Genomic DNA, 25,666 nt, shown 5'->3' with positions numbered 1-25,666 from the left:
AGTTACACCTCTTTTATTTAGACAGCCTATATGAAATTAATCCATTAAAGGCATCTAAAGAAATGCTATTTTTCAAGCATTTTAATGCCTCTTTATAGCAAGTTTAACGAGAAAAACGTTCATAATATAAAGAAAATAGTATATATTTGCATTGGTCAATAATGTGCAAACACTTCTTCACCTCATCACTAAAGATGAGGGAGGATGGGTCTCTTAACACTTTATGGACAGTATATGGGATAGAAACAACATTAATTATAAACCCTATTAATAAAGCAAAAGTATGAACATCTCACACATTGAGCATCTTGGAATTGCCGTAAAGAGCATTGAAGAACACCTACCATACTACGAAGGTGTGCTTGGAATGAAGTGCTACAACATTGAGGTTGTAGAGGATCAGAAAGTAAAAACCGCTTTCTTCAAAGTGGGCAACAGCAACACAAAGATTGAGCTACTAGAGCCTACTAGCCCCGATAGCACTATCGCAAAATTCATAGAAAAGCGAGGCGAGGGTATACACCATATCGCATACTGTGTAGATGATGTAGAGAAGTCACTACGCGATGTAGAGGCGAAAGATGTGCGACTCATCGATAAAAATCCTCGTGGTGGTGCAGAAGGTCTAGAGATAGCATTCCTTCACCCAAAGAGTACAGGTAGTGTGCTAACTGAGCTTTGCCACAATCCTGCAGAAAAATAATTTGAATTATAAAACATCGGAAATATGTCAACACAATTAGATAAGATACAGGAGCTGAAAGAGCTTCGTGAAAAAGCTCGCCTAGGAGGTGGAGAGAAGAGAATAGAGAAGCAACACAGCCGTGGTAAGTACACTGCTCGTGAGCGTATCAATATGCTTCTAGACGAAGGTAGCTTTGACGAAATGGATATGTTCGTTCAACACCGCTCTACTAACTTCGGTCTAGAAAAGACTAAATTTTATGGCGATGGTGTCGTTACTGGTAGCGGTACCATTGATGGTCGTCTAGTATATGTTTTTGCTCAAGACTTCACCGTTATCGGTGGTGCTTTGGGTGAAATGCATGCTGCTAAGATCTGCAAAGTAATGGATCAGGCCATGAAGATGGGTGCTCCTGTTATTGGTATCAATGACTCGGGTGGTGCACGTATTCAGGAAGGTGTGAATGCACTCTCTGGTTATGCAGAAATCTTCCAACGTAACATCCTAGCTAGTGGTGTCGTACCACAGATCTCAGCTATCTTTGGTCCTTGTGCAGGTGGTGCTGTATATTCTCCAGCACTTACTGACTTTACGATCATGGCTAGTGGTACTAGTTACATGTTCTTAACTGGTCCTAAGGTGGTCAAGACCGTGACTCACGAAGATGTAAGCCAGGAGGACCTTGGTGGTGCTTCAGTACACGCATCTAAGAGTGGTGTGGCTCACTTTGCTGTTGATGACGAAAAAGAAGGTATCAATCTTATTCGCCACATGCTTAGCTTCATGCCATCTAATAATATGGAGGAAGCACCTATCTTTGAGTGCAACGACCCAATCGACAGAATGGAAGAGTCTCTTAACGAGATCATTCCTGAAAACCCAAATAAATCATACGATATGTATGATGTCATCGGTGCAATCATCGATAATGGCGAGTTCCTAGAAGTTCATCGTGACTTCGCGGAGAATATCATCTGTGGATTTGCTCGCTTTGGAGGACAGAGCGTAGGTATCGTAGCTAACCAACCAAGATCTAAGGCTGGTTCACTGGACGTTAACGCTAGCCGTAAGGGTGCTCGTTTCGTTCGTTTCTGCGACGCATTCAATATCCCACTGGTAACCCTAGTGGACGTACCAGGATTCTTACCAGGTACAGGACAAGAGTACAATGCTGTAATCACTCACGGTGCTAAGATCCTATACGCTTATGGAGAGGCTACAGTACCAAAGGTAACAGTTATCCTTCGTAAGGCTTACGGTGGTGCATACATCGTAATGAGCTCTAAGCACCTACGTGGTGATGTTAACTTCGCATGGCCTACAGCAGAAATCGCAGTAATGGGCCCAAGTGGTGCAGTAGAAGTAGTCTTCGCTAAGGAGGTTGCTGCTGCTGAAGATCCAGCTGCCGCTGCTGCTGAGAAAGAAGCTGAGTACCGTAAGGCTTTCGCTAACCCATATAATGCAGCTAGCTATGGCTACATCGATGATGTTATCGAACCTAGCAATACTCGCTTCCGCATCACCCGTGCACTACGTCAGCTAAGGAATAAGAGGGTACAAAATCCTGCTAAAAAGCATGATAATATTCCTCTATAATTCTTTTCGAAAAGAATAGATATAACTTATTAAGGATAAAATATATGAGACACAACGACGACGGGATCCAAGTAGTGGTCAATGTCAATGTGAATGTCAATGGTAAAAGTATTACAGGCGGTAATAACTACGAAGAGGCCTCTGATGAGGTTCAAGCAGCTATCGCTACAGCTCTTTACCAGTACCTAAATGAAGGTGGCATGACAGTGAGAAGTGGTTCAACATCTCCAAGAATGCAAAACCAACAACAAACATCTGCATGGGCGAATAAGGGTCTAACCTTACGTCGCATGCCTGGACAATGGTAATCCTTGTGAATAGATTACTATTTCTTTGAAAAAGATATTGAATAGACCAAAACAAAGATTCAAAAAGATATGAATAAGAAATTTGCATACACCATCAATGGTACTAAGTACGAGGTGGAAATTAATGGTATCGAAAATGGTATCGCAAAAGTGGCTGTTAACGGCACTTATTACGATGTCAGACTAGAGGATATGGCTCCTGCCCAACAGGCTGCTGCTCCAGCACCAGCTCCTGCAGCAGCTCCAGTAGTAGCAGCTCCTGCACCAGTTGAGAAGCCTATACAAGCAGCGCCAGAAGCAACACCTGCTCCTGCACCTAAAGCAGAGCCAGCAGCTCCTGCAGCAGCACCCACAGCTGGTGGATCACCTGTGGTTTCTCCACTTCCTGGAGTGGTGATTAAGATCATCGCAAAGGTTGGTGATACTGTTAAGAAGGGCGACAAACTTCTAGTCCTTGAGGCTATGAAGATGGAGAATGATGTAAAAGCTCCAAAAGCTGGAACTATTGCATCTATTGAAGTTGCTGAAGGAGATAGTGTCCCAGAAGGAACAACTCTTATCACCATTGCATAAAAAGTATTATTTAGCTTTCGCTAAATACCTAATAAGTAAAGGCTGGAAAACGATTATGTTTTCCAGCCTTTACTTATTCAACAAACCACAAGTAATTATCATTACAACCCCCAACAAGGCTACCGTCAACTATTCTACCAACCGACGAACCAAGAAAAAAGCGAAAGACCTCTATCCCGAATGGTATCAAAAGCGAATATTAGAGGGGGCTTCTCTATAAGACTTAAGAGGTTAATAGGTCAGTGTAAGATTGGTGAAAAAACAAGATTTGGAATAGCTACTCCTTGGTGGTTGCTCATCGCTATCATTGTTTGATGTTTTTAGCCACCTATGGTAAAAAGTGTAATGTACCCTTTGAGAAAGTCAAGAAAGATATTTTAGAGTTTGTGCTACGAATGGATACCGTTACAGGTAAGACCGAGCAACATTTCACGAAACAGAATGCTTTGGACACTCTCAAAGCCTATAAAGAGAGTGACAAGACGACCCTACCAATCAAGATTATATCCGACCACACAGGGCTTCAAATCATGCAAAACAAACGCAATGGACGAAACACTATGAACCATTTAGAAAAAGCAAGGGCAGTTCAAGAAAAAGACTATCCAAACGGTTCTTGGTGATATGAAGACGGCAGATCGAGAGCCACCGCAGAGAATAGCGAACATTATACTAAAGTGCAGAAGTGGCGAAAAAAAGACCCTAATTCGTCCAATAAGAGCCTTTGTGCAAGAGAAACAAGTCTAAGTAAGACAACAAGTCCACAAGTGGTGGAGCCATATTCAGATTTGAAACTTGTAAAATTTACTCTTTTGTGTTGATAAAAATGAAGGGCGATTATGGCTGCTCTACATTTATTGAACAACGGTTTATATTTATCAAGAAGGAAGAAAAACCTACTACGCAAAAGACAAGTAGTATTAATCCCTCAAGTAAATCAAATTGAATCGCCTTAAACATTAATAAACAAAAGGCCCCAATAAATGTCTTTTTGAAAAATAATAATAGTATTACCTTTATGTCGTTGACTCAATAACAAGAACCTTCTAATGCTACACCAAAAGGAGATATGAGTGCAACTGTTTGCTTTCCAGTAAATTCACCTAAAGTCGTTCATTTTTCTTTATTAAAGAACGAGCTCCAGAAAGTCCAAGTACCATCATACAAGAAAAGAACACAGCCAAGTATATTTTTCCGTTTACTATGGCCTCCGTCAACAGAACAATATACAGTATACAAGAAATTGTACACGTGGCATATATATAAAAACTTTTTCCCATAACTAATACGCTGTTATTGCACCTACCAACCTACCAGAAACACCTCCAATTATTGCACCTATGGCAGTCCACAAACCACAAAAGGCAGACCCGATAAAATGTACCTCAAAGACTTGAAAGTCGTTTGCCACCCACAATACTGGCAGCACACCATCTCACGTCATTTTATTGCTTTCTATACCACAACCGTAGTATTAACCCACCGCTTCGCTCCTAATTCGGTACCTGCAGATACTGTCCCCAAAAAGTGTGTAAGTCCCAAGAATGTTATCTTTGAAAAGTTAAAAACAAAAGATAAACAAGAAGATGAGACTTACACAAATGCAATTTAAGGAAATTCTATCAAACTTGATGACAGAGCCAAATGGAGTTGGCCGTTTAATGGAGTTAATCATCGAAATAGCGATGCAAGGGGAGAGGGAACTGTATAAAGAAGATAGTGGCGATGTGAGCAATGGATACCGCTCCCGTCGCATCTTTGCGAGTGGTAATATGCTAGAATTACGAGTACCCCGAACTCGACAGCAGGGCTTCATGCCCTTGATTTTAGGCGTTCTCAAAGATCAAGAGAAAGAGATGGGAGAACTAGCAGGTTATCTATATAGCTGCGGTAATACGATGGAGGATATCTCTGGAGTATTCGAGCGTTTGTATGGTAAACGTTATAGTACGAGTCAAATCAATCGTCTCTCCTTATCGACCCAAGAAGCAGTAGAAGAGTGGCGTCAAAGACGTCTACCGAGGACTTTAGAGGCACTTGTTATCGATGCTACATATCTTCCTGTACGGAGAGGAGAAAGTGTGAGCAAGGAGGCATTTTTTGTAGTGATGAGTTTAGATAGCGAAGGACGTCGAGACATCGTGGGTGTCTATAATAATCCAACAGAGGGAAGCGGCATCTGGGGCGAGTTTTTTGAGGATCTAAAAAGCCGAGGACTCGAAGAGGTAGGACTAATCATTTCAGACGGGTTGAATAACATTGAAGAGGTTGCATGTGAGCACTTTACAGAAGTGGAAGTCCAGCTCTGCACGGTGCATCTACAGCGAGAAATAACTCGAAAGATACGCCCTCGAGATAAGTCAGCCATCGCAAGTGATCTACAGGAGGTCTTTAGTAAAGACGGCTCAAGAAGCTCACCTTTAGATGGCCTAGAGAGCTTTAAAAACTTTGCGTTCAGATGGCGTAAGAGCTATCCTTTTCTCACAAAAATAGCTAACGGTCAGAGGATAGAGTATTACTTCACATACCTAAAATACGACGTCAGTGTTCGCAAGTACATTCATAGTACTAACTGGATAGAACGCTTCAATAGACAGGTAAAGAAAGGGGCTCGATATAAATGTGCATTACCTAGCGTAGAATCCGCTCTACACTTGATAGGTAGTATTGCAATCAATGCAAACTATCTGAAGAAAAGAATAGGAGATCTAACTCTTGGACTTAGGAAGAACAATGAAAAGTAAATAACAACAATGTGCTTTATTTTCCAACACAAAGATATCAACCTAAAAGAATACGGCAAGGCGGTGTCTCCGCGGTGCTACGACAGCCTTGCCTTAATTCTTTATTGGTCTATCTTTAATGTTTATGGAAAACAAAGCGAAAAAATATGTAGGTTTGCTTTTCAGAGACGCATTCTGCCGTACACACTTTTGGGGACACTACCTCTGCCGTACACACTTTTGGGGACACTACCTGGCCTGATACTATCCCGAAAAAGTGTGTAAGTCCCAAGAATGTTTTCTTTGTTAAAATTAAAAAGTCACCGCTAGTAAAAAATCCTAGCAGTGACTTCACTTTAAATCAATAAACCCTTACATTAGGGTTATGTCGCAGTCCTATTAATAAACAAGGACTTGATCTTTACTCTTCTGAATTAGCCTCTTCCTTAGCTGGAGCTTCATTGTTTGCTACAGGAGCAGCAGTCTCTGAATTACCCTTACTGCGGCGAGAGCGACGAGTACGCTTACCAGATGTAGATTTCTTATCTTCCTTAATACGGTTTTCATTGAAATCCACTAACTCGATAAGGCACATCATAGCGTCATCACCTTGACGGTGACCAGTCTTTAGAATACGTGTGTATCCACCAGGTCTATTTGCTACCTTTTCAGCAACTACAGTAAAAAGCTCATTCACAGTAGCATGGTTTTGTAGCTTCTGGAATGCCATACGACGTGAGTGTACGGTATCTTCTTTTGATTTGCTGATAATTGGCTCTACATATACCCTTAATGCCTTAGCCTTAGGTAATGTAGTGAAAATTCGCTTATGAGTAATAAGTGAATTTGCCATATTTGAGAGCATAGCCTTACGGTGTGCTGCAGTACGTGAGAGGTGATTAAACTTCTTATTGTGTCTCATTATTTTGTCGTATTACTCTTTATCAAGTTTGTACTTTGAAATATCCATGCCAAAGGTCAGCCCTAATGTACTAAGTAGATCTTCTACCTCGGTGAGAGATTTTTTACCAAAGTTGCGGAACTTCAAAAGTTCATTACGATTATACTGAACCAAGTCGCCGATAGTCTCAACATCTGCGGCACGCAGACAATTAAGAGCTCTAACAGAAAGTTCTACATCAGCAAGCTTAGTCTTAAGTTGCTGACGCATCATAATCGCATTTTCATCAAAAACTTCTTCTACTGCCTCAGACTCAAGCTCAATATCAATACTCTCATCACTGAAAAGAGCAAAGTGCTTAATAAGAATAGATGCAGCATCTTTTAATGCTTCTTTGGGTGCTATAGAACCGTTGGTGTCCACTTCGATTAAAAGACGATCATAGTCAGTCTTTTGCTCTACACGAGTATTTTCAACGGAAATCTTCACGTTGGTAATTGGGGTATAAATAGCATCAATAGCAATTTGCTGTGGATCATCGAAAGATTCGGCGATCTCTTCTGCTGCCATCCAACCTCTACCTTTATCTATCGAAAGTTGAATTTGAAGATTAGCAGACTTATCCAGAGTACAAATAACTAGATCTTTATTAAGCACATCAAAGTTTGATAGAGCCTCAGAAATGTCTTGTCCTGAAAATGTTTCTTGTTTCTTGCCATTAATATTAATGGTAACAACCTCTTCATTTTCTCCTGGAACAATCTGCTTCAGATTAACTTTTTTTAGGTTGAGGATAATATTAGTAACATCCTCTACGACCCCCGGCACACTGTCAAATTCATGATTAACACCATCAATCTTAATAGAATTGATAGCAAAACCCTCTGGAGATGACAGTAATATTCGACGAAGAGCGTTACCTATGGTCATCCCATAGCCTGGCTCAAGGGGCTTAAACTCGAACTTGCCATGAGTAGGCGTCGATTCAAGCATAAGTACTTTGTCTGGTTTTTGAAATGCAATTAAAGCCATATTCTCTTCTTCTTATTCTGTATAAAAATATATAGGTTGGGGGATTACTTAGAATACAACTCAACGATAAGTTGCTCCTTAATAGTCTCAGGAATATCCGCACGCTCTGGAATGTGTAGGAATGTACCACTTAGTGAAGCAGCATCCCACTGAAGCCATGGATATTGATTGTGGCTTAGTCCTTGTACAGCATCAGCTACAATCACTAACGACTTAGAACGCTCACGCACCCCTACTACTTGTCCTGGAGACAATGTGTATGATGGAATGTCCACAACTTGTCCATCCACCACAATATGTCCGTGATTAACAAGCTGACGTGCAGCATTACGAGTACGTGCAATACCTAGACGATATACCACATTATCAAGACGGCGCTCTAAAAGCTGAATAAGCACTTCACCACGAACCCCAGGCATACGTGAAGCACGCTCATAAAGGTTACGGAACTGACGTTCAAGAACGCCATAGGTGTACTTAGCTTTTTGTTTCTCGCGCAGCTGCAACCCATACTCAGACGTTTTGCGACGGCGTGAATTACCATGCTGGCCTGGAGGGTAGTCCTTTTTACTTTTTACATTACCGAAGATGGATTCACCAAACTTACGGTTTACTTTGGCTTTTGGGCCTGTGTATCTTGCCATGTTTGTAATTAATAAAACATTGTGGTCACCACTCGAATCTTATACAAAGTGGATGACACTAAATAATATTTACATATCTCTATTATACCATGAAACATTGTTACGCACAGCCGCGTCGGGAAATCATTAAGAGTAGTGCTTTCACTGGCAACCACTCTGCATTAAATAGCTAGATTAGCCCTAAAATCTGCGTAAAAGTCTCATTAAATCGAGCGAGTGAGTCCCTCATTTAAAAATGATAGGACAAACGTCAAACCGATTAAGGCTTACGACGCTTAGGAGGACGACATCCATTGTGTGGCATTGGAGTGACATCAACAATCTCCATCACTTCGATACCTGCACCATGAATAGTACGAATTGCGCTTTCACGTCCATTACCTGGACCTTTAACGTAAACTGTTACCTTTCTCAAGCCTGCATCGTATGCAACTTTAGCACAATCTTGTGCTGCCATTTGTGCTGCATAAGGAGTGTTTTTCTTAGAGCTACGAAAGCCCATTTTACCAGCACTCGACTGAGAAATAGCTTGCCCTTGATTATTGGTAAGGGTTATAATTATATTATTGAAGGAAGAGTGAATATGTGCTTGCCCAATAGCATCCACTTGAACTTTTCTCTTCTTAGCAACTGATTTCTTTGCCATACTTTTTCTCTAAAATTACTTAGTAGCCTTTTTCTTATTAGCGACGGTCTTTTTACGACCTTTTCGCGTACGAGCATTATTCTTAGTACTCTGACCTCTAAGAGGGAGACCAATACGATGACGCACACCACGATAGCAGCCTATGTCCATAAGGCGTTTAATATTAAGCTGAGTCTCACTACGAAGATCACCTTCTACTTTAAAATTAGAAGTAATCTCCTCACGGATAGCAGCGGCTTGGTCATCTGTCCAATCCTTAACTTTGATGTCTTGGTCAACTCCTGCATTCTCAAGAATGGTAATAGCTCTGCTGCGACCTACTCCGTAGATATAAGTCAAAGCAATAGCACCACGCTTATTTTGTGGCAGGTCAACCCCAACAATTCTAATTGCCATATAATGTTATTGTATAGTTAGTTACTTGTAACTGTGTATGATTTTTCTCGTCAATCAAGAAAACATCCTTACCAAGCATTCAGAAAATTAATTCTGACGTTGCTTGAATTTAGGATTCTTCTTATTGATAATATAGAGGCGTCCTTTTCTACGAACAATCTTGCAGTCTGGGGTACGCTTCTTAAGTGATGTTCTAACCTTCATTTTTATTCTCTCTAATCCTCTCTTAAAGAATAGTTCTTCACAGAAAGGAGATTATTAATTCGAATTTCTTTAGATCCTTTACTTATAGCGGTATGATATACGCCCTTTAGTTAAATCATAAGGGGACATTTCTACCTTTACCCGGTCTCCGGGTAAGATGCGTATGTAGTGCATGCGCATCTTGCCAGAGATATGTGCTGTTATCTGATGGCCATTATCAAGCTCCACCTTAAACATTGCGTTTGAGAGAGCTTCAACTATGACTCCATCTAATTCTATTGCTGGTTGTTTTGCCATAAATAGGTTATCTTTCTCCTTCCTTAAAAAAATTCTAAATTCTTACTGTAATTAATATCATTAAAAACTTTCGCAGCCTAATGTCTCATATACGTAATCAAAGCTGCTCATGATCTTTGCTCGCCCATCCACTACGGCTATACAATGCTCATAATGAGCCGATGGTTTTCTATCTTTCGTGCGAACTGTCCAGCCATCGTCATACATAACAACGTTCTTACTGCCAAGATTAATCATCGGTTCAATACAAATGCATAGGCCCTCTTCTATTACTGGACCTCTACCACGTCGTCCATAATTTGGCACACTAGGTGACTCGTGCATAACGCGACCTATACCGTGACCCGTAAATTCACGGACAACGGAATAACCACGCTCCTCACAATAGCTCTGTACTGCATGACCAATATCGCCAATTCTACGACCTACTTGAACTGCCTCGATACCCTTATACAAAGAATCTTTAGTAGTGTTAAGTAAACCTGCCACCTCTTGACTTATTTCGCCAACAGGGAATGTAAATGCGCTATCTCCGACAAAGCCATCAATAAATGTACCACAGTCAACGCTAATAATATCACCGTCTTTAAGAACTACACTGTCCGAGGGAATTCCATGAACAATATATTCATTAATAGATGTGCATATACTTCCCGGAAAACCATTATAACCTAAAAATGCTGGCTCAGCTCCATGATCCTTAATGAAATCATAGGCGATAGTATCCAGTTGTTTAGTAGTGACACCTGGCTTAATATGTTTTGCCAACTCACCAAGAGTCTTACCTACAAGTTGATTTGCCTTGTAAAGCTTGTCGATCTCTTCTGAGCTTTTTAGTATTATTTGTTCCCGTTGTAGCATGAGCTTTAAAAATTAATTACAAAAATGGAAATCTCCAAATTTAGAATCAGTACATATTTCCTGCACGGCCTTTAATATGACCTGTTTCAAGCAAACCATCGTAGTGATGCTGAAGAAGATGACTCTCAACCTGCTGAAGTGTATCTAATACAACTCCTACAAGGATGATCAATGAAGTACCTCCGAAAAATTGAGAGAACTCTGGAGAAACTCCAAATAATCTTGCAAAAGCTGGTAAAATAGCCACGATAGCAAGGAATAAGGCACCTGGTAATGTAATTTTACTCATCACATTATCTAAATAATCCTTTGTTGCCTTACCAGGCTTTACACCAGGAACAAAACCATTTGAACGCTTCAAGTCATCTGCCATCTGCCCAGGATTAATAGTAACCGCAGTATAAAAATAGGTAAAGAGAATAATCATGGCCGCAAAAATAAAGTTATACCAGAAACTCTGACCAGTTACAAACCCTTGCCAAAAAGAGGAAGTAGTTTGATAACCAACTAATGTTACTGGTATAAACATGATAGCCTGAGCAAAAATGATCGGCATCACGTTAGCAGCATTTACCTTAAGTGGAATATACTGACGAGCCCCACCATACATACGATTACCTACTGTACGACGAGCATACTGTACAGGCACTCGACGAGTTCCCTGAACAAGTAAAATAGCACCAGCGATCACGAATAAGAGTATAAGCAATTCAAGTACAAATAGGAAGATACCACCAGGGTTTTGGAAACGAAGAATAAACTCATTTACCAATGACTGAGGTAATCTAGCCAAAATACCTACTAAGATAATGAATGAAACTCCATTACCAATACCCTTATCTGTAATACGTTCACCTAACCAAAGTGTAAACATAGAACCTGCTGCCATTATTAAAGTGCACGAAAGACTAAACATAATACCGCTAGGCATAGCACTTCCTGCAACGAGAAGTTGTTTATTTAGGTTAAGTAAATAGATAGGTCCTTGAATAAGAAGAATTATAATAGTAAGATAACGTGTCCACTGATTGATCTTACGACGACCGCTTTCACCCTCTCTTTGCATCTTTTGGATCTTAGGCCATACAATACCCAATAACTGCATCACAATTGACGCAGAGATATAAGGCATGATACCTAATGCCATAATAGAGGCGTTACTAAAAGCACCTCCGGAAAACATATCCAGCAAAGCAAGCACACCACCACGGGTTTGATTTTTTAACGCCACGAGCGTTGAAGGGTCAATCCCCGGTAATACGATCTGAGTGCCTAGTCGATAGATTACAATTAACCAAACCGTAGTCATGATACGGCTTCTTAAGTCCTCTATCTTCCAGATATTTCTGAGCGTTTGAATAAATTTCATCAGTACTTTATCTCACTTATTATAGAAAAATGATTTCTCCGCCAGCTTTCTCAATAGCATCCTTAGCTGATGCTGATGCTGCATGTGCCGTTACTTTCAGAGCACTCTTTACTTCTCCGTTACCTAAGATCTTAATCCTAGCATCTTTATGCACCTTGCCAGCCTTCACTAATTCAGTTACAGTAATCTCTGTTACGTTCAAAGATTCAGCAACCTCTGTAAGGGTAGAAAGATTAACTGGAGCATATTCTATTCTATTAGGATTACGAAAGCCAAATTTAGGCACTCTTCTCTGAAGAGGCATCTGGCCCCCCTCAAAGCCAAACTTCCTAGAGTATCCAGAGCGGCTCTTAGCCCCTTTATGACCTCTTGTAGAAGTTCCTCCCATACCACTACCTTCACCTCGACCAATTCTCTTACGAGATTTAGTAGATCCAGCAGCAGGTTTCAAATTGGATAGGTTCATATCAATATCAAATCTCTTATATTTTTAGACTCATTTATGGCATGGCCATAAACAATATCGTATTACTCTTCGATTATTTGGATAAGGTGACGAACCTTATGCATGTTACCACGCACTGAAGGAATATCTTCCACCTCAACCACTCTATTCATTTTCTTAAGTCCGAGAGCATCTAACGCAGCTTTTTGGTCCTTAGGACAATTTATACGGCTACGGACTTGTTTAATCTTAATCATACTCATCTTTTTGTCTCCTGCTTAACCGTTGAATACTTTTTCTACAGCGATCCCTCTGACGTTAGCCACATCAAGTGGACTACGTAACTCAGAAAGAGCTTTCACAGTAGCTTTTACAAGGTTGTGAGGATTACTAGAACCCTTACTCTTAGCTAGCACATCGGTCACACCAACACTCTCAAGTACAGCACGCATAGCACCTCCGGCTACGACTCCAGTACCCTCAGATGCAGGCTTAATCATTACAACCGCACCACCATAGCGAGCTGATTGTTCATGAGGAATAGTTCCTTTGTGAACTGGCACCTTAATAAGATTCTTCTTAGCAGCTTCGGTTCCTTTTTGGATAGCTACTGTTACTTCACTAGCTTTACCCAAACCATAGCCAATAATACCATTCTCATCACCAACAACGACCATAGCCGCAAGTGAAAAAGTTCGACCACCCTTTGTTACCTTAGTAACACGGTTGATAGCCACGAGCCTCTCCTTTAATTCAAGGCCATTTATGGAGTTAATTCTTTTCATATCTATTCTTCGTCCTTATCAAAATTAATTAGAACTTTAGTCCAGCTTTACGAGCTCCATCAGCTAATTCTTTCACTCGACCGTGGTAAAGGTAGCCATTTCTATCAAATACTACACTCTCAATCCCAGCCTGAATAGCTCTTTCACCTAAAGACTCACCTACCTTAGCTGCAATTTCCTTTTTGGTCATCTTATCAGTAATCTTAGTAGAATCACTTGCTAGAAGTGTCTTACCTTCGACATCATCAATAATCTGAGCATAGATCTGCTTGTTACTTCTGAATACTGTGAGCCTTGGTCTAGCAGCAGTACCGTAGATCTTCCTCCGCACTCTAGATTTAATCTTAAATCTTCTTTCTCTTTTAGTTATCATAGTTATAATACCTTTCTAAAATGAAATGTGATTACTTAGCTGCGGTCTTACCAGACTTTCTACGGATGTACTCACCAACAAACTTAATACCCTTACCTTTATATGGCTCAGGTTTACGGAAAGAACGAATCTTTGCACAAACTTGTCCTAGCAATTGCTTATCAGCACTTTCAAGAATCACAAGAGGTGCTTTATTACGCTCCATCTTTGTTTCCACCTTAATCTCATCTGGTAGCATCAAGAAAATTGGGTGAGAATAGCCTACCGAAAGCTCAAGAAGTTGACCTTGGTTAGCAGCTCTAAAACCCACTCCAATTAGTTCCATCGTCTTAGTATAACCTTCAGTTACACCAACCACCATGTTATTAATGAGTGAACGATACAACCCATGAAGAGCTCTCTCTTCTTGTGCATCAGTCGTACGAGATAACTTAATCTCGTTATCTTCAATCTCAATCTTAATTCTAGGGTCAACGTTTTGACTTAGTTCACCCTTTGGACCCTTTACAGTTACTACGTTATCATTAATAGAAACGTTGATACCTGCGGGAACCGTAATTGGTAATTTACCTATCCTTGACATTCTATATCTCCTTTATTCTATTAATTAATATACGTAGCAAAGTACTTCTCCACCAATCTTAAGATTAGCTGCTTCCTTATTGGTCATTACACCATGAGAAGTTGAGAGAATTGCTATTCCTAGTCCATTTAGTACGCGAGGCATCTCATTATGTCCGACATATTTTCTAAGTCCGGGACGTGATACACGCTCTAGATGCTTAATAGCACTTGCTTTAGAAGCCACATCATATTTTAGCGCAATTTTAATTGTGCCTTGTGGGCCTTCGTTATCCATAAACATGTAGTTCAGGATGTAGCCTTTCTCGAAGAGGATCTTTGTCATCTCCTTCTTCAGGTTACTCGCTGGGATTTCCACCACTCTATGCTTTGCCATAATAGCATTGCGTAGGCGAGTTAAATAGTCCGCAATTGGATCAGTCATTTTTTCTTTCGCTTAAATTAATCTGATAGCGTCACTCGTTCTAAATCGTGACACCTCAAACAATATTTAAAACACTCACTTAATTATGTACATTCGCTAAAGCCTTACGTATAAAAACCTATCAGCTATTCGCCAATGTACCTACCTACAGCTAATAATCTTAGATTACCAGCTAGCTTTTTTAACACCAGGTATCAAGCCCTTAGATGCCATTTCTCTAAATTGGATACGAGATATCCCAAATAGACGAATGTAACCCTTAGGACGACCTGTAATGCTACAGCGATTATGCAAGCGAACAGGGCTTGCATTCTTAGGGAGCTTTTGAAGAGCCTCATAATCACCAGCTGCCTTAAGCTTTGCACGCTTATCAGCATACTTTGCGACCATCTTTGCTCTCTTACGCTCCCGCGCTTTCATTGATTCTTTAGCCATTTCCTATACTTGGTTTATAGTTAGTTCGATTCACTTTTCTTGAATGGGATACCAAATTCCTTTAGTAGTGCATAACCTTCTTCATCAGTTTTTGCACTAGTAACGAATGTGATGTTCATACCCATAATCTTTGTTACTGAGTCAATATTAATTTCAGGGAAAATAATTTGCTCTGTAACGCCTAGTGTATAGTTACCACGTCCATCAAGTCGACTATCAACACCACGGAAGTCTCTAATACGAGGAAGTGCAATACGAATCAACCTTTCAAGGAACTCGTACATCTTTTCCCTTCTTAGAGTCACCATGATCCCAATAGGATTACCTTTACGAACCTTAAAATTAGAAATATCCTTTTTCGAATAGGTAACAATCGGCTTCTGACCTGTAATCAAAGCAAGCTCACCAAGAGCGACTTCGATTATTTTCTTATCGGCGGTTGCTGCACCCAAACCTTGATTGATAACAATCTTCTCAAGGACAGGTACCTGCATTATACTGCTATAACCGAATTGCTTCATCAGAGCAGGTACAATTCGCTCGATATATTCATTTTTTAAATTATCTGTAGCCATTTCTTTCAGATATATACTCTTATTGTGCTGCTATCTTACTCACTTCAGAAGCTCGCCTGATTTCTTCGCATATCTTACAAGCCTTCCATTGTCATCGCGCTTGCGACCAATTCTTGTAGGGCCACCAGTCTTAGGATCCACAGGATTAAGATTGGAGATATGGATTGGAGCCTCTTTCTTGATCATACCGCCTTGAGGGTGTGTTGCTGATGGCTTAGTACGTCTTGTGACGATATTCATTCCTTCAACAACAGCACGCTCCTTAGCTGTATCTACCATTAGTACGCGACCAGTCTTGCCTTTATCATTACCAGCAAGAACATATACTGTATCGCCTTTCTTTATATGAAATTTACTCATATTGTCTTGTCCTTTTAGTCTAATAACTCACAAAGATACTAATATTATAGCACTTCTGGAGCAAGTGAGACAATCTTCATATTCACGGCACGAATTTCACGTGCTACAGGACCAAAAATACGTGTTGCTCTGATGTCGCCTGATGCATTTAACAGCACACAAGCATTGTCATCAAAACGGATATATGATCCATCAGCTCTACGAATTTCTTTTTTAGTCCTTACGATCACCGCTTTTGATACGGAGCCTTTCTTCACGTCGCTACCAGCGATTGTGCTCTTTACAGAAACCACAATCACGTCACCGATCGAAGCATACCTGCGGCGAGTGCCACCAAGTACACGGATACAAAGTACTTCACGAGCACCACTATTATCCGCAACAGTTAGTCTTGATTCTTGTTGTATCATAGTCTTATACTACTCTCTATTACTTCGCTCTTTCAATAATCTGGAGCAATCTCCAACGCTTTGAGCGGCTGAGAGGTCTAGTCTCCATAATTCTCACAATGTCGCCTTCGTTGCACTCATTATTCTCGTCATGCACATGGAACTTTTTAGTTCTACTCATGTACTTACCATAGATAGGGTGCTTTTCTTTCCATTGAACCGCAACAGTAATAGTTTTATCCATTTTGTTGCTTGAGACGACGCCCTGTCTAACTTTTCTTAAATTTCTATCATTCATCTTAGAGCGACTTCTTAGTTGTTAATACTCTCAATACTTTTCTCGCTAAGTATAGTCTTCAGACGAGCCACAAGCTTACGTTGCTTTGTAATTGAAGATGGTTGATCTAAAGGACTCACCTTATGGTTAAGCACCATTTGATTAAGTCTTGTTGACTCCACATCAATTCTCTCTTGAAGCTCCTGTACCGAGAGTTCTCTTATCTCATTACTTTTCATATCAGTTCTCTTACCTCAATAAAATTATTTCACTACCGGTACTCTAAATCAATACTCATAATCGCGACGTACTACAAATTTTGTAGTAACGGGTAACTTCTGAGCAGCAAGGCGTAATGCCTCTTTTGCTACTTCATAACTTACGCCTTCGATTTCAAAAAGCATACGCCCAGGAGTAACAGGTACTACGAATCCTTCTGGAGAACCCTTACCCTTACCCATACGTACTTCAGCAGGCTTTTTGGTGATTGGCTTGTCAGGGAAAACCCTAACCCAAACCTGACCCTGACGCTGCATATATCTAGTCACAGCAATACGTGCCGCTTCTATTTGGCGACCAGTGATCCACTTACTCTGTAGGGATTTGATACCAAAAGAGCCAAAAGCTAACTGGTTACCGCGCTGAGCATTTCCTTTCATGCGGCCTTTCTGCTGTCTTCTAAACTTGGTCTTCTTAGGTTGTAACATTATATTATATGTCTTTCTTCTAAGCTGTTAAATATCATTGGATATCGTCAGAAAGTCTCATGATTAGTCGTTATTCTTGCGACCACCACGACCGCCTCTGCGACGACCACCTCTATTGTTACCGCGGTTACCGCCTTCACGACGATTACGCTTATCTCTCTGAGCAGTGAAGTCTGGTGCTAAATCTACTTTACCATATACCTCACCTCGACAGATCCAAACTTTTACTCCGATCAAACCAACCTTTGTTAAAGCAGGCTCGTGAGTATAATCTATATCGGCACGGAATGTATGCAATGGAGTACGTCCTTCTTTAAAGTTCTCACTTCTTGCCATTTCAGCACCATTCAAACGACCGCTTAATTGCACCTTAATTCCTTCAGCACCACTTCTGATAGCGTTACCAATAGCAAGTTTTACAGCACGACGGTAGTTCATTCTACCCTCTAGCTGTCTAGCAATACTATCAGCTACGATTACAGCATCAGTTTCAGGATTGCGAATCTCGAAAATATTCAGCTGTATTTCCTTATCAGTAATTTTCTTAAGCTCTTCTTTAAGCTTATCAATTTCGCTACCGCCACGCCCGATAATAAAACCAGGACGTGAAGTACAAATTGTAATTGTTACTAACTTAAGTGTTCTCTCAATTACGATTCTTGACACACTAGCTTTAGCCAGGCGAGCTGTCAAGTACGTACGAAGCTTATGGTCTTCCAGTAGGGTATCAGCCATGTCACCCTTCTTTCCAAACCAGTTAGAGTCCCAGCCTCTAATAACACCCAAGCGATTGCTTATTGGATTAGTTTTCTGTCCCATCTACAAATACGTTCTTAATTATCACCTTTTAGTGTATCTACAAAAATTGTCAGGTGGTTGCTTCTCTTGCGAATACGAGTTCCTCTACCTTGAGCTCTTGGACGAAGACGTTTTAAAGTCACACCTTCATCTACATAAATCTTAGATATATACAACTCGCCTTCTTCTGCTTGGCGACCATTCTTTTGCTCCCAATTGCTGACTGCACTTTTTAAAAGTTTCTCAATCTGTGCAGAAGCATTTCTTCTAGAGTAGCGAAGCACTCCAAGTGCTTTATTCACTTCCATACCACGTACCATATCCGCCACCAAACGCATCTTACGCGGTGATGAAGGGATATTGACAAGCCTAGCGAAGTACTCATTACTTCGAGCTTCCTTACGTGTCTCTGACGCTAGTCTTTTTCTTTGACCCATATTAATAAAAATCTCTTTCTAAATATTATTTAGTGTCCCGTGGTATGGGATTACCTCTTATTACCACCGTGTCCACGGAAAGTACGAGTTGGAGCAAATTCGCCCAACTTATGTCCTACCATGTTCTCAGTTACGAATACTGGAATAAATTTATTTCCATTGTGAACCGCTATCGTATGTCCAACGAAGTCAGGAGAGATTACGGATGCACGGCTCCATGTCTTAATGACATTCTTTTTGCCGTTCTCATTCATATCAAGTACTCTCTTTTCTAACTTGATGTCAATATACGGTCCTTTTTTAAGTGATCGACTCATAATTTTTAGTCCTTAGTTAAGCTCTATTATACTACTATTATGAAGCTTTTGTCCGTACATTACTTACTCCGCTTCTTCTTCCTACCCTCAAGGATATACTTTGAGGTTTGCTTCTTTGGAGCTCTGGTCTTCAGACCCTTAGCGTAAAGTCCAGTACGGCTACGTGGGTGTCCACCACTTGCACGTCCTTCACCACCACCCATTGGGTGATCAACTGGGTTCATAGTCACACCTCTGTTATGAGGTCTCATTCCTAACCAGCGAGAACGTCCAGCCTTACCGCTACGCTCTAGTGCATGATCGGAGTTTCCTACACTACCAATTGTTGCTTTACACGCAGCCAATATACGGCGTACTTCACCGCTAGGCATTTTTAATACCACATATGCTCCTTCACGTGAAGTTATCTGTGCAAATACACCTGCACTACGTACCAACTTAGCACCCTGTCCAGGTCTAAGCTCTACATTGTGCACCACAGTACCTACTGGGATTTTACCCAAAGGCAAAGCGTTACCGATCTCAGGTGCCGCAGTTTCTCCACTCATTACGGTTGCTCCTACTTCAAGACCATCGGGTGCGACGATATACGTCTTTTCACCATCTGCATAGTACAATAGAGCTATACGAGCTGATCTATTAGGATCATATTCAATAGCTTTTACTGTAGCTGGAATACCATCTTTTCTTCTCTTGAAATCGATGAGGCGATATTGTTTCTTATGACCACCACCGATATAGCGTACAGTCATCTTACCGGTGTTGTTACGACCTCCGGTACGATTCATTGGTACTACTAGAGATTTTTCCGGTGTACTCTTTGTAATCTTATCAAAAGCACCGATAATCTTATGTCTCTGCCCAGGAGTAGTGGGCTTTAATTTACGTATTCCCATTTCCTATATTAAATGTGATTAAAGAAGTCTATTTCCTGACCTTCTTTGATTGTTACGATCGCTTTCTTGTATGCCGGAGTACGGCCTACAATGAGCCCACCTTTTGTATAGCGAGCTTTACGCTTACCATCGTAGCGCATAGTGTTAATGCTAACAACATTCACACCATACATCTCCTCTACAGCTTTCTTTATCTCTTGTTTCTTTGCAGTACGAGTTACTTTGAAGCCATAGCGGTTAGGCATTACTTCAGTAATGTCTGTAAACTTTTCAGTAATAATTGGTTCTATTAAAATTCCCATTTCTATATACTATCTATCTATGGTTCGTACTCACTATCTAGCAAGGAGCTCAGAAAGCTTACTTAAGGCACTCTCGGTAATCACAAGATGATTAGCTTCCATCACCTTATATGTATTCACATCAGAAGCCTGCATTACAGAGGTCTTCGGAATGTTACGGAAAGAAAGAAGAACATTCTTGTTGTTCTCAATTCCGTCAATAAGGAATAAGCTTCTCTTATCTGTAATCTTAAGAGCACTCATCATGTCAGCCATGGCTTTAGTCTTAGGAGCATCCATTTGGATATCCTCGATCACTACAATAGAGTTATCTCTAGCCTTCATACTTAGTGCAGAAATACGAGCTAACAACTTAGCTTTCTTATTAATCTTCTGCTCATAAGAACGTGGACGTGGTCCAAAAACAGTACCACCGCCCTTAAGTAGAGGACTCTTAATACTACCACGACGTGCACCACCAGTACCTTTTTGCTTAAATAGCTTTCTAGTACTAAATGCTACTTCCGCTCTCTCCTTTGTTTTATGGGTGCCCTGTCTCTTATTAGCCATGTAACGCTTTACATCGAGGTAAATGACATGCTCATTAGGTTCGATTCCAAAGATGGTATCATCTAGGGTCACCTTTCGTCCGGTCTCCTGACCGTTTATGTTCATTACATTCAGTTCCATGTTACACTTAAATCTCTACAAATATGACGGCACCCTTTGGTCCTGGCACGCTACCCTTTAAAAGTAGCACATTGTGCTCAGGCATTACTTTAATCACTTCTAGGTTTTGAACAGTCACTCTACGGTTTCCATCTTGCCCAGCCATTCTCATACCCTTAAAAACTTTAGAAGGGTATGAACTTTCACCAATTGATCCTGGGTGACGAGCTCTATTTTTCTGTCCGTGAGTAGTCTCTCCTACTCCATGGAATCCATGACGTTTAACTACACCTTGGAATCCCTTACCCTTACTTACACCTACGACATCCACATAACGGATACCTTCAAGTAGGGCTACGGTAAGTTCATCACCTAGCTTGTAATCATCAGAAAAGTTCGTGAACTCGGCCAAGTATCTCTTGGGTGCTACGCCAGATTTCTTAAAGTGACCAGCCTGTGCTTTAGTTGTATGCTTCTCTTTCTTGTCTTCGAAGCCCAACTGGAGTGCATCATAGCCATCCACTTCCTTTGTTTTAACCTGAGTAACCACACAAGGACCTAATTCGATAACAGTGCATGGGATATTCTTCCCCTCGGCACTGAAAACGGAAGTCATTCCGATTTTTTTTCCTATTAATCCTGGCATTTCAGTCTTAACTTATTGTTACACAATATTATACTCTTACTACTCTCTCACCATTAAATATCTGTCTTGATCTCGATCTCGACACCACTAGGGAGCTCTAGACGAGCTAGAGCATCCACAGTAGCAGTACCGGCATTCACGATATCAATCAGACGTTTGTAGGTGCTTAGTTCGAACTGCTCACGACTTTTCTTATTAACAAAAGTTGAGCGATTCACTGTGAAGATACGTCTATGAGTTGGAAGTGGAATTGGACCTCGTACAATTACGCCGGTTGGCTCCACAGCCTTTACGATCTTCTCAGCAGACTTATCGACCAGAGCATGGTCATAAGACTTAATCTTGATTCTAATCACTTGATTCATATACTACAGTCGGATATATTGATATTATACCTTTGTCTTATTTAAGTAGATCAGCACGTCCATCGACTTCCTCCAAGACTGCCTTAGCAATACTTGTAGACATTTCTTCGAAATGGCTGAAAGTCATTGTACTTGTTGCTCTACCAGAAGTAATTGTACGGAGAGCTGTCACGTAGCCAAACATCTCACTTAGTGGAGTCTTAGCTTTCACAATACGTGCACCATTACGATGACTTTCCATACCTTCTACTTGACCGCGTCTCTTATTGAGGTCACCGATCACGTCACCCATGCTTTCTTCTGGAGTTACTACCTCAACCTGCATGATTGGTTCTAGTAATACAGGACCAGCCTTTTCACTAGCGTTCTTAAAGCCTTGCATTGCACAAACTTCAAATGAAAGCTGATCAGAGTCCACTGGGTGATAACTACCATCGATAAGGGTTACCTTCAAGCTATCCAAAGGATAACCAGCGAGTACACCACTCTTCATAGCACGTTCAAATCCCTTCTGAACACTTGGGATATATTCACGAGGAATATTACCTCCCTTAACCTCATCAATGAATTGAAGTTCACCCTCAAAGTCCTTATCTGCAGGCTCCATACGGAAGATGATATCTGCAAACTTACCTCTACCACCTGTCTGACGTTTGTAAACTTCACGCATTTCAACAGGCTGAGAGATAGCTTCTTTGTAGCTAACTTGTGGACGACCCTGGTTACACTCAACCTTAAATTCTCTTCTCAGACGATCAATAATGATCTCAAGGTGAAGTTCACCCATACCACTAATAACAGTCTGACCAGTATCCTCATTGGTCTTAACAGTAAATGTTGGATCCTCTTCTGCCAACTTAGCAAGTCCCATACCCAGCTTATCCATATCCTTCTGAGTCTTTGGCTCTACAGCTATACCGATCACAGGATCTGGGAAGTCTATACTTTCCAATGTGATAGGAGCTTCTTCAGCACAAAGAGTATCACCAGTACGAATATCCTTAAAGCCTACACCTGCACCAATATCTCCAACGTTGATTTTCTCCATTGGATTTTGCTTATTGGAGTGCATCTGGAACAGACGGCTGATACGCTCTTTCTTACCAGAGCGGCTATTGTACACATAGCTACCAGCATCGAGGTGTCCCGAATATACACGGAAGAAACATAGACGACCTACATATGGGTCAGTAGCAATCTTAAATGCTAATGCACACAAAGGCTCATCTTCGTCAACCATACGAGTCAGCTCGACAGTCTCATCATCAGGATCAGTACCCTTAATCTCTGGTGTATCTAAAGGACTTGGTAAATAAGCACAAACAGCATCTAGAAGTGTCTGCACACCCTTGTTCTTAAATGAAGATCCACACATTACAGGATTGATCTCCATAGAAAGAGTTCCCTTACGAAGTGCTGCACGAATCTCCTCTTCTGTAATAGAGCTAGGATCATCGAAGAACTTCTCCATTAAGTTCTCATCAACCTCTGCTAGACTTTCTAGTAATTTCTCACGCCATTCATTAGCATCATCGATGACATCAGCAGGAATCTCCTCTACGTCATATTCAGCACCCATGGTTTCATCATTCCAGACAATCGCCTTCATTGAAACAAGGTCGACAACGCCCTTAAAAGTCTCTTCAGCACCAATTGGCACCTGAATAGGCACAGCGTTCGAACCTAGCATATCCTTTATTTGACGTACCACTTCGTAGAAGTTTGCACCGCTACGGTCCATTTTATTAACATAAGCGATACGTGGGACATGATATTTATCAGCCTGACGCCATACGGTCTCACTCTGTGGCTGCACACCACTTACTGCACAAAATGCAGCAACTGTACCATCAAGCACACGCAAAGAACGCTCAACTTCTACTGTAAAGTCAACGTGTCCCGGAGTGTCAATAAGATTAATTTTATACTTGTTATTTCCATAGTTCCAGAAGGTAGTAGTAGCAGCACTGGTAATAGTAATACCACGCTCCTGCTCCTGCTCCATCCAGTCCATAGTAGCAGCTCCATCATGCACCTCACCGATCTTATGTGTAAGACCAGTATAGAAAAGGATACGTTCTGAAGTAGTAGTTTTACCGGCATCGATGTGCGCCATGATACCGATGTTTCTTGTTAGCTCTAGATGTGTCTTGTTAGCCATTGTTTTAATTAACCTTTCTCTCTAATAATTAGAATCTGAAGTGAGCGAATGCACGGTTAGCTTCAGCCATACGATGCATGTCCTCTTTACGTCTAAAGGCACCACCTTGTTGATTATAAGCATCTACGATCTCTGCAGATAGCTTATCAGCCATAGTCTTACCGCCTCTTTTTCTAGCAAAGAGAATCAAGTTCTTCATTGAGATAGACTCTTTTCTCTCAGCTCGGATCTCTGTTGGCACCTGGAAGTTTGCTCCACCAATACGGCGAGTCTTCACTTCTACTTGAGGAGTAATATTCTCTAGAGCTACTTTCCATATCTCTAGAGGAGTCTTCTCCTCATTAGGCAACTTATTCTTCACGATCTCAAGTGCAGTATAAAAGATGTCGAAGGAAAGATTCTTCTTTCCATCATACATCATGTGATTAACAAATCTCGTTACCGAAACATCGTTAAAAACTGGATCAGGTAGCACCTGTCTCTTTTTTGGTTTTGCTTTTCTCATATTAACATCAAAAAGTACTTCCCCACTCCTCTAGCATTTCCAAGCTCTTACATCGCCCACTACACCCATTCCGTTAATGTAATGTTAACAGCAAAGCAGACAAACTTGGCAAGCCTCCTTCGGAAGAGGTCTTTTTTACACGCGTTGATTATCTATCATTCGCTCTGAATTGAAGGCTTCACATTTAAAAATGTATCCACCTCATTGAGCAATACTACGATTTTTGAAGCAAGCCATCCAGAAGTATGGAGGCATCTTCTCTAGATACGTCTTCTCATCCACTTAGCTAGTCCAATTCAAACGACCCGCTCCACCAAGCAAAAATGCTTATCTGGAGGACTTCCTCCGAGATACTGGTGACACTCCGCCTTAACGGAATGAGCTTCAGATACTATAGTGGCACCGTGCTACACTTAGTTAGCTATGGCCTTCCAAGGGGTAATATGCAGTAATTTACCCGCCACCATTTCAGCAATTTTTCATCCACCTCTAACGTCGATTTCCACTGCTACCGACATCGGCCCCTCTCACCCCACGAGCCAAACACAGGCTCGTTTTTTACTTCTTAGCGTCCTTTGGTCGCTTTACTCCATACTTGCTACGGCGCTGTGTTCTACCATTAACACCTGAAGCATCCAATGTACCACGTACAATGTGATAACGAACACCAGGAAGGTCTTTCACACGACCACCACGCACAAGCACAATTGAGTGTTCCTGTAGGTTATGTCCCTCACCTGGGATATAGGAGTTAACCTCCTTACCATTGGTTAGACGAACACGAGCCACTTTACGCATAGCTGAGTTAGGCTTCTTAGGCGTTGTGGTATACACACGCACACAAACCCCTCTACGCTGTGGGCAACTCTCAAGAGCAGGGCTCTTACCCTTCTCCTCAATTGTTGTACGACCCTTGCGGACTAATTGTTGAATAGTTGGCATTTTATACTCTCTCGTTTTTTAAAATTCCATTTCAGTATGCTTCAAAAACTGAAGCACGCCTT

Annotated in this window: 39 protein-coding genes; 6 read left to right on the top strand and 33 right to left on the bottom strand. The window is 41.1% G+C overall.

What is annotated here, in order from left to right:
- Positions 1-283 precede the first annotated feature (283 nt).
- The 6 genes from mce to QYZ87_04600 all read left to right on the top strand — a co-directional run bounded on the left by mce (position 284) and on the right by QYZ87_04600 (position 5,906).
- Positions 284-703, top strand: a complete 420-nt coding sequence (mce, locus tag QYZ87_04625) for a methylmalonyl-CoA epimerase (protein MDN4753817.1) — start codon at positions 284-286, stop codon at positions 701-703.
- A 24-nt stretch (positions 704-727) separates the two neighbouring features.
- Positions 728-2,281: an acyl-CoA carboxylase subunit beta gene (locus QYZ87_04620; protein ID MDN4753816.1), complete on the top strand. Its 1,554-nt coding sequence runs from the start codon at positions 728-730 to the stop codon at positions 2,279-2,281.
- Positions 2,282-2,325: 44 nt separating this feature from the next.
- Positions 2,326-2,589, top strand: coding sequence for a hypothetical protein (locus QYZ87_04615; GenBank protein MDN4753815.1), 264 nt, complete (start codon positions 2,326-2,328; stop codon positions 2,587-2,589).
- A gap of 69 nt (positions 2,590-2,658) precedes the next feature.
- The gene (locus QYZ87_04610; protein MDN4753814.1) at positions 2,659-3,162 is read left to right on the top strand and encodes a biotin/lipoyl-containing protein; all 504 of its coding nucleotides are present in this window, start codon (positions 2,659-2,661) and stop codon (positions 3,160-3,162) included.
- A gap of 395 nt (positions 3,163-3,557) precedes the next feature.
- The gene (locus tag QYZ87_04605) at positions 3,558-3,785 is read left to right on the top strand and encodes a hypothetical protein (protein ID MDN4753813.1); all 228 of its coding nucleotides are present in this window, start codon (positions 3,558-3,560) and stop codon (positions 3,783-3,785) included.
- 978 nt (positions 3,786-4,763) lie between these two features.
- Complete coding sequence (locus tag QYZ87_04600; protein ID MDN4753812.1) at positions 4,764-5,906, top strand: IS256 family transposase; 1,143 nt, start codon at positions 4,764-4,766, stop codon at positions 5,904-5,906.
- Between the two features lie 400 nt (positions 5,907-6,306).
- Here QYZ87_04600 and rplQ read toward each other — a convergent pair whose 3' ends face one another.
- From rplQ to rpsL, 33 genes are all read right to left on the bottom strand, one after another.
- A complete protein-coding gene (gene rplQ, locus QYZ87_04595) occupies positions 6,307-6,807 on the bottom strand; it encodes a 50S ribosomal protein L17 (protein ID MDN4753811.1) in 501 nt (166 codons plus the stop codon).
- Positions 6,808-6,819: 12 nt separating this feature from the next.
- Complete coding sequence (locus QYZ87_04590) at positions 6,820-7,818, bottom strand: DNA-directed RNA polymerase subunit alpha (protein MDN4753810.1); 999 nt, start codon at positions 7,816-7,818, stop codon at positions 6,820-6,822.
- A 44-nt stretch (positions 7,819-7,862) separates the two neighbouring features.
- Positions 7,863-8,462 (bottom strand): 30S ribosomal protein S4, encoded by a 600-nt coding sequence (rpsD, locus tag QYZ87_04585; GenBank protein ID MDN4753809.1) that lies wholly within the window; start codon positions 8,460-8,462, stop codon positions 7,863-7,865.
- 259 nt (positions 8,463-8,721) lie between these two features.
- Positions 8,722-9,108 (bottom strand): 30S ribosomal protein S11, encoded by a 387-nt coding sequence (rpsK, locus tag QYZ87_04580; protein ID MDN4753808.1) that lies wholly within the window; start codon positions 9,106-9,108, stop codon positions 8,722-8,724.
- A 15-nt stretch (positions 9,109-9,123) separates the two neighbouring features.
- Positions 9,124-9,504: a 30S ribosomal protein S13 gene (gene rpsM / locus QYZ87_04575; GenBank protein MDN4753807.1), complete on the bottom strand. Its 381-nt coding sequence runs from the start codon at positions 9,502-9,504 to the stop codon at positions 9,124-9,126.
- 87 nt (positions 9,505-9,591) lie between these two features.
- Positions 9,592-9,708: a type B 50S ribosomal protein L36 gene (gene ykgO / locus QYZ87_04570; GenBank protein MDN4753806.1), complete on the bottom strand. Its 117-nt coding sequence runs from the start codon at positions 9,706-9,708 to the stop codon at positions 9,592-9,594.
- 78 nt (positions 9,709-9,786) lie between these two features.
- Positions 9,787-10,005 (bottom strand): translation initiation factor IF-1, encoded by a 219-nt coding sequence (gene infA / locus QYZ87_04565; protein MDN4753805.1) that lies wholly within the window; start codon positions 10,003-10,005, stop codon positions 9,787-9,789.
- 60 nt (positions 10,006-10,065) lie between these two features.
- Complete coding sequence (gene map / locus QYZ87_04560) at positions 10,066-10,866, bottom strand: type I methionyl aminopeptidase (GenBank protein ID MDN4753804.1); 801 nt, start codon at positions 10,864-10,866, stop codon at positions 10,066-10,068.
- Between the two features lie 46 nt (positions 10,867-10,912).
- The gene (gene secY, locus QYZ87_04555; protein ID MDN4753803.1) at positions 10,913-12,235 is read right to left on the bottom strand and encodes a preprotein translocase subunit SecY; all 1,323 of its coding nucleotides are present in this window, start codon (positions 12,233-12,235) and stop codon (positions 10,913-10,915) included.
- A gap of 19 nt (positions 12,236-12,254) precedes the next feature.
- Positions 12,255-12,701: a 50S ribosomal protein L15 gene (gene rplO / locus QYZ87_04550; protein ID MDN4753802.1), complete on the bottom strand. Its 447-nt coding sequence runs from the start codon at positions 12,699-12,701 to the stop codon at positions 12,255-12,257.
- Positions 12,702-12,763: 62 nt separating this feature from the next.
- Positions 12,764-12,943, bottom strand: a complete 180-nt coding sequence (gene rpmD, locus QYZ87_04545) for a 50S ribosomal protein L30 (protein ID MDN4753801.1) — start codon at positions 12,941-12,943, stop codon at positions 12,764-12,766.
- A gap of 15 nt (positions 12,944-12,958) precedes the next feature.
- Positions 12,959-13,465 (bottom strand): 30S ribosomal protein S5, encoded by a 507-nt coding sequence (gene rpsE / locus QYZ87_04540; protein MDN4753800.1) that lies wholly within the window; start codon positions 13,463-13,465, stop codon positions 12,959-12,961.
- 28 nt (positions 13,466-13,493) lie between these two features.
- Positions 13,494-13,838 (bottom strand): 50S ribosomal protein L18, encoded by a 345-nt coding sequence (rplR, locus tag QYZ87_04535; GenBank protein ID MDN4753799.1) that lies wholly within the window; start codon positions 13,836-13,838, stop codon positions 13,494-13,496.
- A gap of 31 nt (positions 13,839-13,869) precedes the next feature.
- Positions 13,870-14,421 carry a 50S ribosomal protein L6 gene (rplF, locus tag QYZ87_04530; GenBank protein MDN4753798.1) on the bottom strand — a complete coding sequence of 184 codons (552 nt, stop codon included), beginning with the start codon at positions 14,419-14,421 and terminating at the stop codon, positions 13,870-13,872.
- 24 nt (positions 14,422-14,445) lie between these two features.
- A complete protein-coding gene (rpsH, locus tag QYZ87_04525) occupies positions 14,446-14,844 on the bottom strand; it encodes a 30S ribosomal protein S8 (protein MDN4753797.1) in 399 nt (132 codons plus the stop codon).
- Positions 14,845-15,009: 165 nt separating this feature from the next.
- Complete coding sequence (rpsN, locus tag QYZ87_04520; protein MDN4753796.1) at positions 15,010-15,279, bottom strand: 30S ribosomal protein S14; 270 nt, start codon at positions 15,277-15,279, stop codon at positions 15,010-15,012.
- A gap of 20 nt (positions 15,280-15,299) precedes the next feature.
- The gene (gene rplE / locus QYZ87_04515; GenBank protein ID MDN4753795.1) at positions 15,300-15,854 is read right to left on the bottom strand and encodes a 50S ribosomal protein L5; all 555 of its coding nucleotides are present in this window, start codon (positions 15,852-15,854) and stop codon (positions 15,300-15,302) included.
- Between the two features lie 39 nt (positions 15,855-15,893).
- Positions 15,894-16,214, bottom strand: coding sequence for a 50S ribosomal protein L24 (gene rplX / locus QYZ87_04510; GenBank protein MDN4753794.1), 321 nt, complete (start codon positions 16,212-16,214; stop codon positions 15,894-15,896).
- Positions 16,215-16,258: 44 nt separating this feature from the next.
- A complete protein-coding gene (gene rplN / locus QYZ87_04505) occupies positions 16,259-16,624 on the bottom strand; it encodes a 50S ribosomal protein L14 (protein MDN4753793.1) in 366 nt (121 codons plus the stop codon).
- Positions 16,625-16,643: 19 nt separating this feature from the next.
- Positions 16,644-16,901, bottom strand: coding sequence for a 30S ribosomal protein S17 (gene rpsQ / locus QYZ87_04500; protein ID MDN4753792.1), 258 nt, complete (start codon positions 16,899-16,901; stop codon positions 16,644-16,646).
- Between the two features lie 14 nt (positions 16,902-16,915).
- Complete coding sequence (gene rpmC / locus QYZ87_04495) at positions 16,916-17,119, bottom strand: 50S ribosomal protein L29 (protein ID MDN4753791.1); 204 nt, start codon at positions 17,117-17,119, stop codon at positions 16,916-16,918.
- A gap of 48 nt (positions 17,120-17,167) precedes the next feature.
- A complete protein-coding gene (rplP, locus tag QYZ87_04490) occupies positions 17,168-17,587 on the bottom strand; it encodes a 50S ribosomal protein L16 (protein ID MDN4753790.1) in 420 nt (139 codons plus the stop codon).
- Between the two features lie 63 nt (positions 17,588-17,650).
- The gene (rpsC, locus tag QYZ87_04485; GenBank protein MDN4753789.1) at positions 17,651-18,406 is read right to left on the bottom strand and encodes a 30S ribosomal protein S3; all 756 of its coding nucleotides are present in this window, start codon (positions 18,404-18,406) and stop codon (positions 17,651-17,653) included.
- A 14-nt stretch (positions 18,407-18,420) separates the two neighbouring features.
- Positions 18,421-18,822: a 50S ribosomal protein L22 gene (rplV, locus tag QYZ87_04480; GenBank protein ID MDN4753788.1), complete on the bottom strand. Its 402-nt coding sequence runs from the start codon at positions 18,820-18,822 to the stop codon at positions 18,421-18,423.
- 50 nt (positions 18,823-18,872) lie between these two features.
- On the bottom strand, positions 18,873-19,139 hold the full coding sequence (rpsS, locus tag QYZ87_04475) for a 30S ribosomal protein S19 (protein ID MDN4753787.1): 267 nt from the start codon (positions 19,137-19,139) through the stop codon (positions 18,873-18,875).
- 59 nt (positions 19,140-19,198) lie between these two features.
- Entirely contained in the window at positions 19,199-20,035 is an 837-nt protein-coding gene (gene rplB / locus QYZ87_04470; GenBank protein ID MDN4753786.1) for a 50S ribosomal protein L2, read from the bottom strand.
- An 8-nt stretch (positions 20,036-20,043) separates the two neighbouring features.
- Positions 20,044-20,337 (bottom strand): 50S ribosomal protein L23, encoded by a 294-nt coding sequence (gene rplW / locus QYZ87_04465; GenBank protein MDN4753785.1) that lies wholly within the window; start codon positions 20,335-20,337, stop codon positions 20,044-20,046.
- A gap of 33 nt (positions 20,338-20,370) precedes the next feature.
- Positions 20,371-21,006 (bottom strand): 50S ribosomal protein L4, encoded by a 636-nt coding sequence (rplD, locus tag QYZ87_04460; protein MDN4753784.1) that lies wholly within the window; start codon positions 21,004-21,006, stop codon positions 20,371-20,373.
- Positions 21,007-21,013: 7 nt separating this feature from the next.
- Positions 21,014-21,631, bottom strand: a complete 618-nt coding sequence (gene rplC, locus QYZ87_04455; protein ID MDN4753783.1) for a 50S ribosomal protein L3 — start codon at positions 21,629-21,631, stop codon at positions 21,014-21,016.
- 53 nt (positions 21,632-21,684) lie between these two features.
- Positions 21,685-21,996 (bottom strand): 30S ribosomal protein S10, encoded by a 312-nt coding sequence (gene rpsJ / locus QYZ87_04450; protein MDN4753782.1) that lies wholly within the window; start codon positions 21,994-21,996, stop codon positions 21,685-21,687.
- Positions 21,997-22,033: 37 nt separating this feature from the next.
- The gene (fusA, locus tag QYZ87_04445; protein ID MDN4753781.1) at positions 22,034-24,157 is read right to left on the bottom strand and encodes an elongation factor G; all 2,124 of its coding nucleotides are present in this window, start codon (positions 24,155-24,157) and stop codon (positions 22,034-22,036) included.
- A gap of 28 nt (positions 24,158-24,185) precedes the next feature.
- On the bottom strand, positions 24,186-24,662 hold the full coding sequence (gene rpsG / locus QYZ87_04440) for a 30S ribosomal protein S7 (GenBank protein ID MDN4753780.1): 477 nt from the start codon (positions 24,660-24,662) through the stop codon (positions 24,186-24,188).
- A gap of 558 nt (positions 24,663-25,220) precedes the next feature.
- On the bottom strand, positions 25,221-25,604 hold the full coding sequence (rpsL, locus tag QYZ87_04435; protein ID MDN4753779.1) for a 30S ribosomal protein S12: 384 nt from the start codon (positions 25,602-25,604) through the stop codon (positions 25,221-25,223).
- Between the last annotated feature and the right edge of the window lie 62 nt (positions 25,605-25,666).

The sequence above is a fragment of the Porphyromonadaceae bacterium W3.11 genome (genome assembly GCA_030434245.1).
Classification (GTDB): Bacteria; Bacteroidota; Bacteroidia; order Bacteroidales; family Porphyromonadaceae; genus Porphyromonas_A.
This window is presented reverse-complemented; position numbering and strand designations above follow the sequence as displayed.

Coding starts and splice junctions, on each gene's coding strand:
- mce (MDN4753817.1), top strand. CDS start 284: ATGAACATCTCACACATTGAGCATCTTGGAATTGCCGTAAAGAGCATT.
- QYZ87_04620 (MDN4753816.1), top strand. CDS start 728: ATGTCAACACAATTAGATAAGATACAGGAGCTGAAAGAGCTTCGTGAA.
- QYZ87_04615 (MDN4753815.1), top strand. CDS start 2,326: ATGAGACACAACGACGACGGGATCCAAGTAGTGGTCAATGTCAATGTG.
- QYZ87_04610 (MDN4753814.1), top strand. CDS start 2,659: ATGAATAAGAAATTTGCATACACCATCAATGGTACTAAGTACGAGGTG.
- QYZ87_04605 (MDN4753813.1), top strand. CDS start 3,558: ATGGATACCGTTACAGGTAAGACCGAGCAACATTTCACGAAACAGAAT.
- QYZ87_04600 (MDN4753812.1), top strand. CDS start 4,764: ATGCAATTTAAGGAAATTCTATCAAACTTGATGACAGAGCCAAATGGA.
- rplQ (MDN4753811.1), bottom strand. CDS start 6,807: ATGAGACACAATAAGAAGTTTAATCACCTCTCACGTACTGCAGCACAC.
- QYZ87_04590 (MDN4753810.1), bottom strand. CDS start 7,818: ATGGCTTTAATTGCATTTCAAAAACCAGACAAAGTACTTATGCTTGAA.
- rpsD (MDN4753809.1), bottom strand. CDS start 8,462: ATGGCAAGATACACAGGCCCAAAAGCCAAAGTAAACCGTAAGTTTGGT.
- rpsK (MDN4753808.1), bottom strand. CDS start 9,108: ATGGCAAAGAAATCAGTTGCTAAGAAGAGAAAAGTTCAAGTGGATGCT.
- rpsM (MDN4753807.1), bottom strand. CDS start 9,504: ATGGCAATTAGAATTGTTGGGGTTGACCTGCCACAAAATAAGCGTGGT.
- ykgO (MDN4753806.1), bottom strand. CDS start 9,708: ATGAAGGTTAGAACATCACTTAAGAAGCGTACCCCAGACTGCAAGATT.
- infA (MDN4753805.1), bottom strand. CDS start 10,005: ATGGCAAAACAACCAGCAATAGAATTAGATGGAGTCATAGTTGAAGCT.
- map (MDN4753804.1), bottom strand. CDS start 10,866: ATGCTACAACGGGAACAAATAATACTAAAAAGCTCAGAAGAGATCGAC.
- secY (MDN4753803.1), bottom strand. CDS start 12,235: ATGAAATTTATTCAAACGCTCAGAAATATCTGGAAGATAGAGGACTTA.
- rplO (MDN4753802.1), bottom strand. CDS start 12,701: ATGAACCTATCCAATTTGAAACCTGCTGCTGGATCTACTAAATCTCGT.
- rpmD (MDN4753801.1), bottom strand. CDS start 12,943: ATGAGTATGATTAAGATTAAACAAGTCCGTAGCCGTATAAATTGTCCT.
- rpsE (MDN4753800.1), bottom strand. CDS start 13,465: ATGAAAAGAATTAACTCCATAAATGGCCTTGAATTAAAGGAGAGGCTC.
- rplR (MDN4753799.1), bottom strand. CDS start 13,838: ATGATAACTAAAAGAGAAAGAAGATTTAAGATTAAATCTAGAGTGCGG.
- rplF (MDN4753798.1), bottom strand. CDS start 14,421: ATGTCAAGGATAGGTAAATTACCAATTACGGTTCCCGCAGGTATCAAC.
- rpsH (MDN4753797.1), bottom strand. CDS start 14,844: ATGACTGATCCAATTGCGGACTATTTAACTCGCCTACGCAATGCTATT.
- rpsN (MDN4753796.1), bottom strand. CDS start 15,279: ATGGCTAAAGAATCAATGAAAGCGCGGGAGCGTAAGAGAGCAAAGATG.
- rplE (MDN4753795.1), bottom strand. CDS start 15,854: ATGGCTACAGATAATTTAAAAAATGAATATATCGAGCGAATTGTACCT.
- rplX (MDN4753794.1), bottom strand. CDS start 16,214: ATGAGTAAATTTCATATAAAGAAAGGCGATACAGTATATGTTCTTGCT.
- rplN (MDN4753793.1), bottom strand. CDS start 16,624: ATGATACAACAAGAATCAAGACTAACTGTTGCGGATAATAGTGGTGCT.
- rpsQ (MDN4753792.1), bottom strand. CDS start 16,901: ATGAATGATAGAAATTTAAGAAAAGTTAGACAGGGCGTCGTCTCAAGC.
- rpmC (MDN4753791.1), bottom strand. CDS start 17,119: ATGAAAAGTAATGAGATAAGAGAACTCTCGGTACAGGAGCTTCAAGAG.
- rplP (MDN4753790.1), bottom strand. CDS start 17,587: ATGTTACAACCTAAGAAGACCAAGTTTAGAAGACAGCAGAAAGGCCGC.
- rpsC (MDN4753789.1), bottom strand. CDS start 18,406: ATGGGACAGAAAACTAATCCAATAAGCAATCGCTTGGGTGTTATTAGA.
- rplV (MDN4753788.1), bottom strand. CDS start 18,822: ATGGGTCAAAGAAAAAGACTAGCGTCAGAGACACGTAAGGAAGCTCGA.
- rpsS (MDN4753787.1), bottom strand. CDS start 19,139: ATGAGTCGATCACTTAAAAAAGGACCGTATATTGACATCAAGTTAGAA.
- rplB (MDN4753786.1), bottom strand. CDS start 20,035: ATGGGAATACGTAAATTAAAGCCCACTACTCCTGGGCAGAGACATAAG.
- rplW (MDN4753785.1), bottom strand. CDS start 20,337: ATGGGAATTTTAATAGAACCAATTATTACTGAAAAGTTTACAGACATT.
- rplD (MDN4753784.1), bottom strand. CDS start 21,006: ATGGAACTGAATGTAATGAACATAAACGGTCAGGAGACCGGACGAAAG.
- rplC (MDN4753783.1), bottom strand. CDS start 21,631: ATGCCAGGATTAATAGGAAAAAAAATCGGAATGACTTCCGTTTTCAGT.
- rpsJ (MDN4753782.1), bottom strand. CDS start 21,996: ATGAATCAAGTGATTAGAATCAAGATTAAGTCTTATGACCATGCTCTG.
- fusA (MDN4753781.1), bottom strand. CDS start 24,157: ATGGCTAACAAGACACATCTAGAGCTAACAAGAAACATCGGTATCATG.
- rpsG (MDN4753780.1), bottom strand. CDS start 24,662: ATGAGAAAAGCAAAACCAAAAAAGAGACAGGTGCTACCTGATCCAGTT.
- rpsL (MDN4753779.1), bottom strand. CDS start 25,604: ATGCCAACTATTCAACAATTAGTCCGCAAGGGTCGTACAACAATTGAG.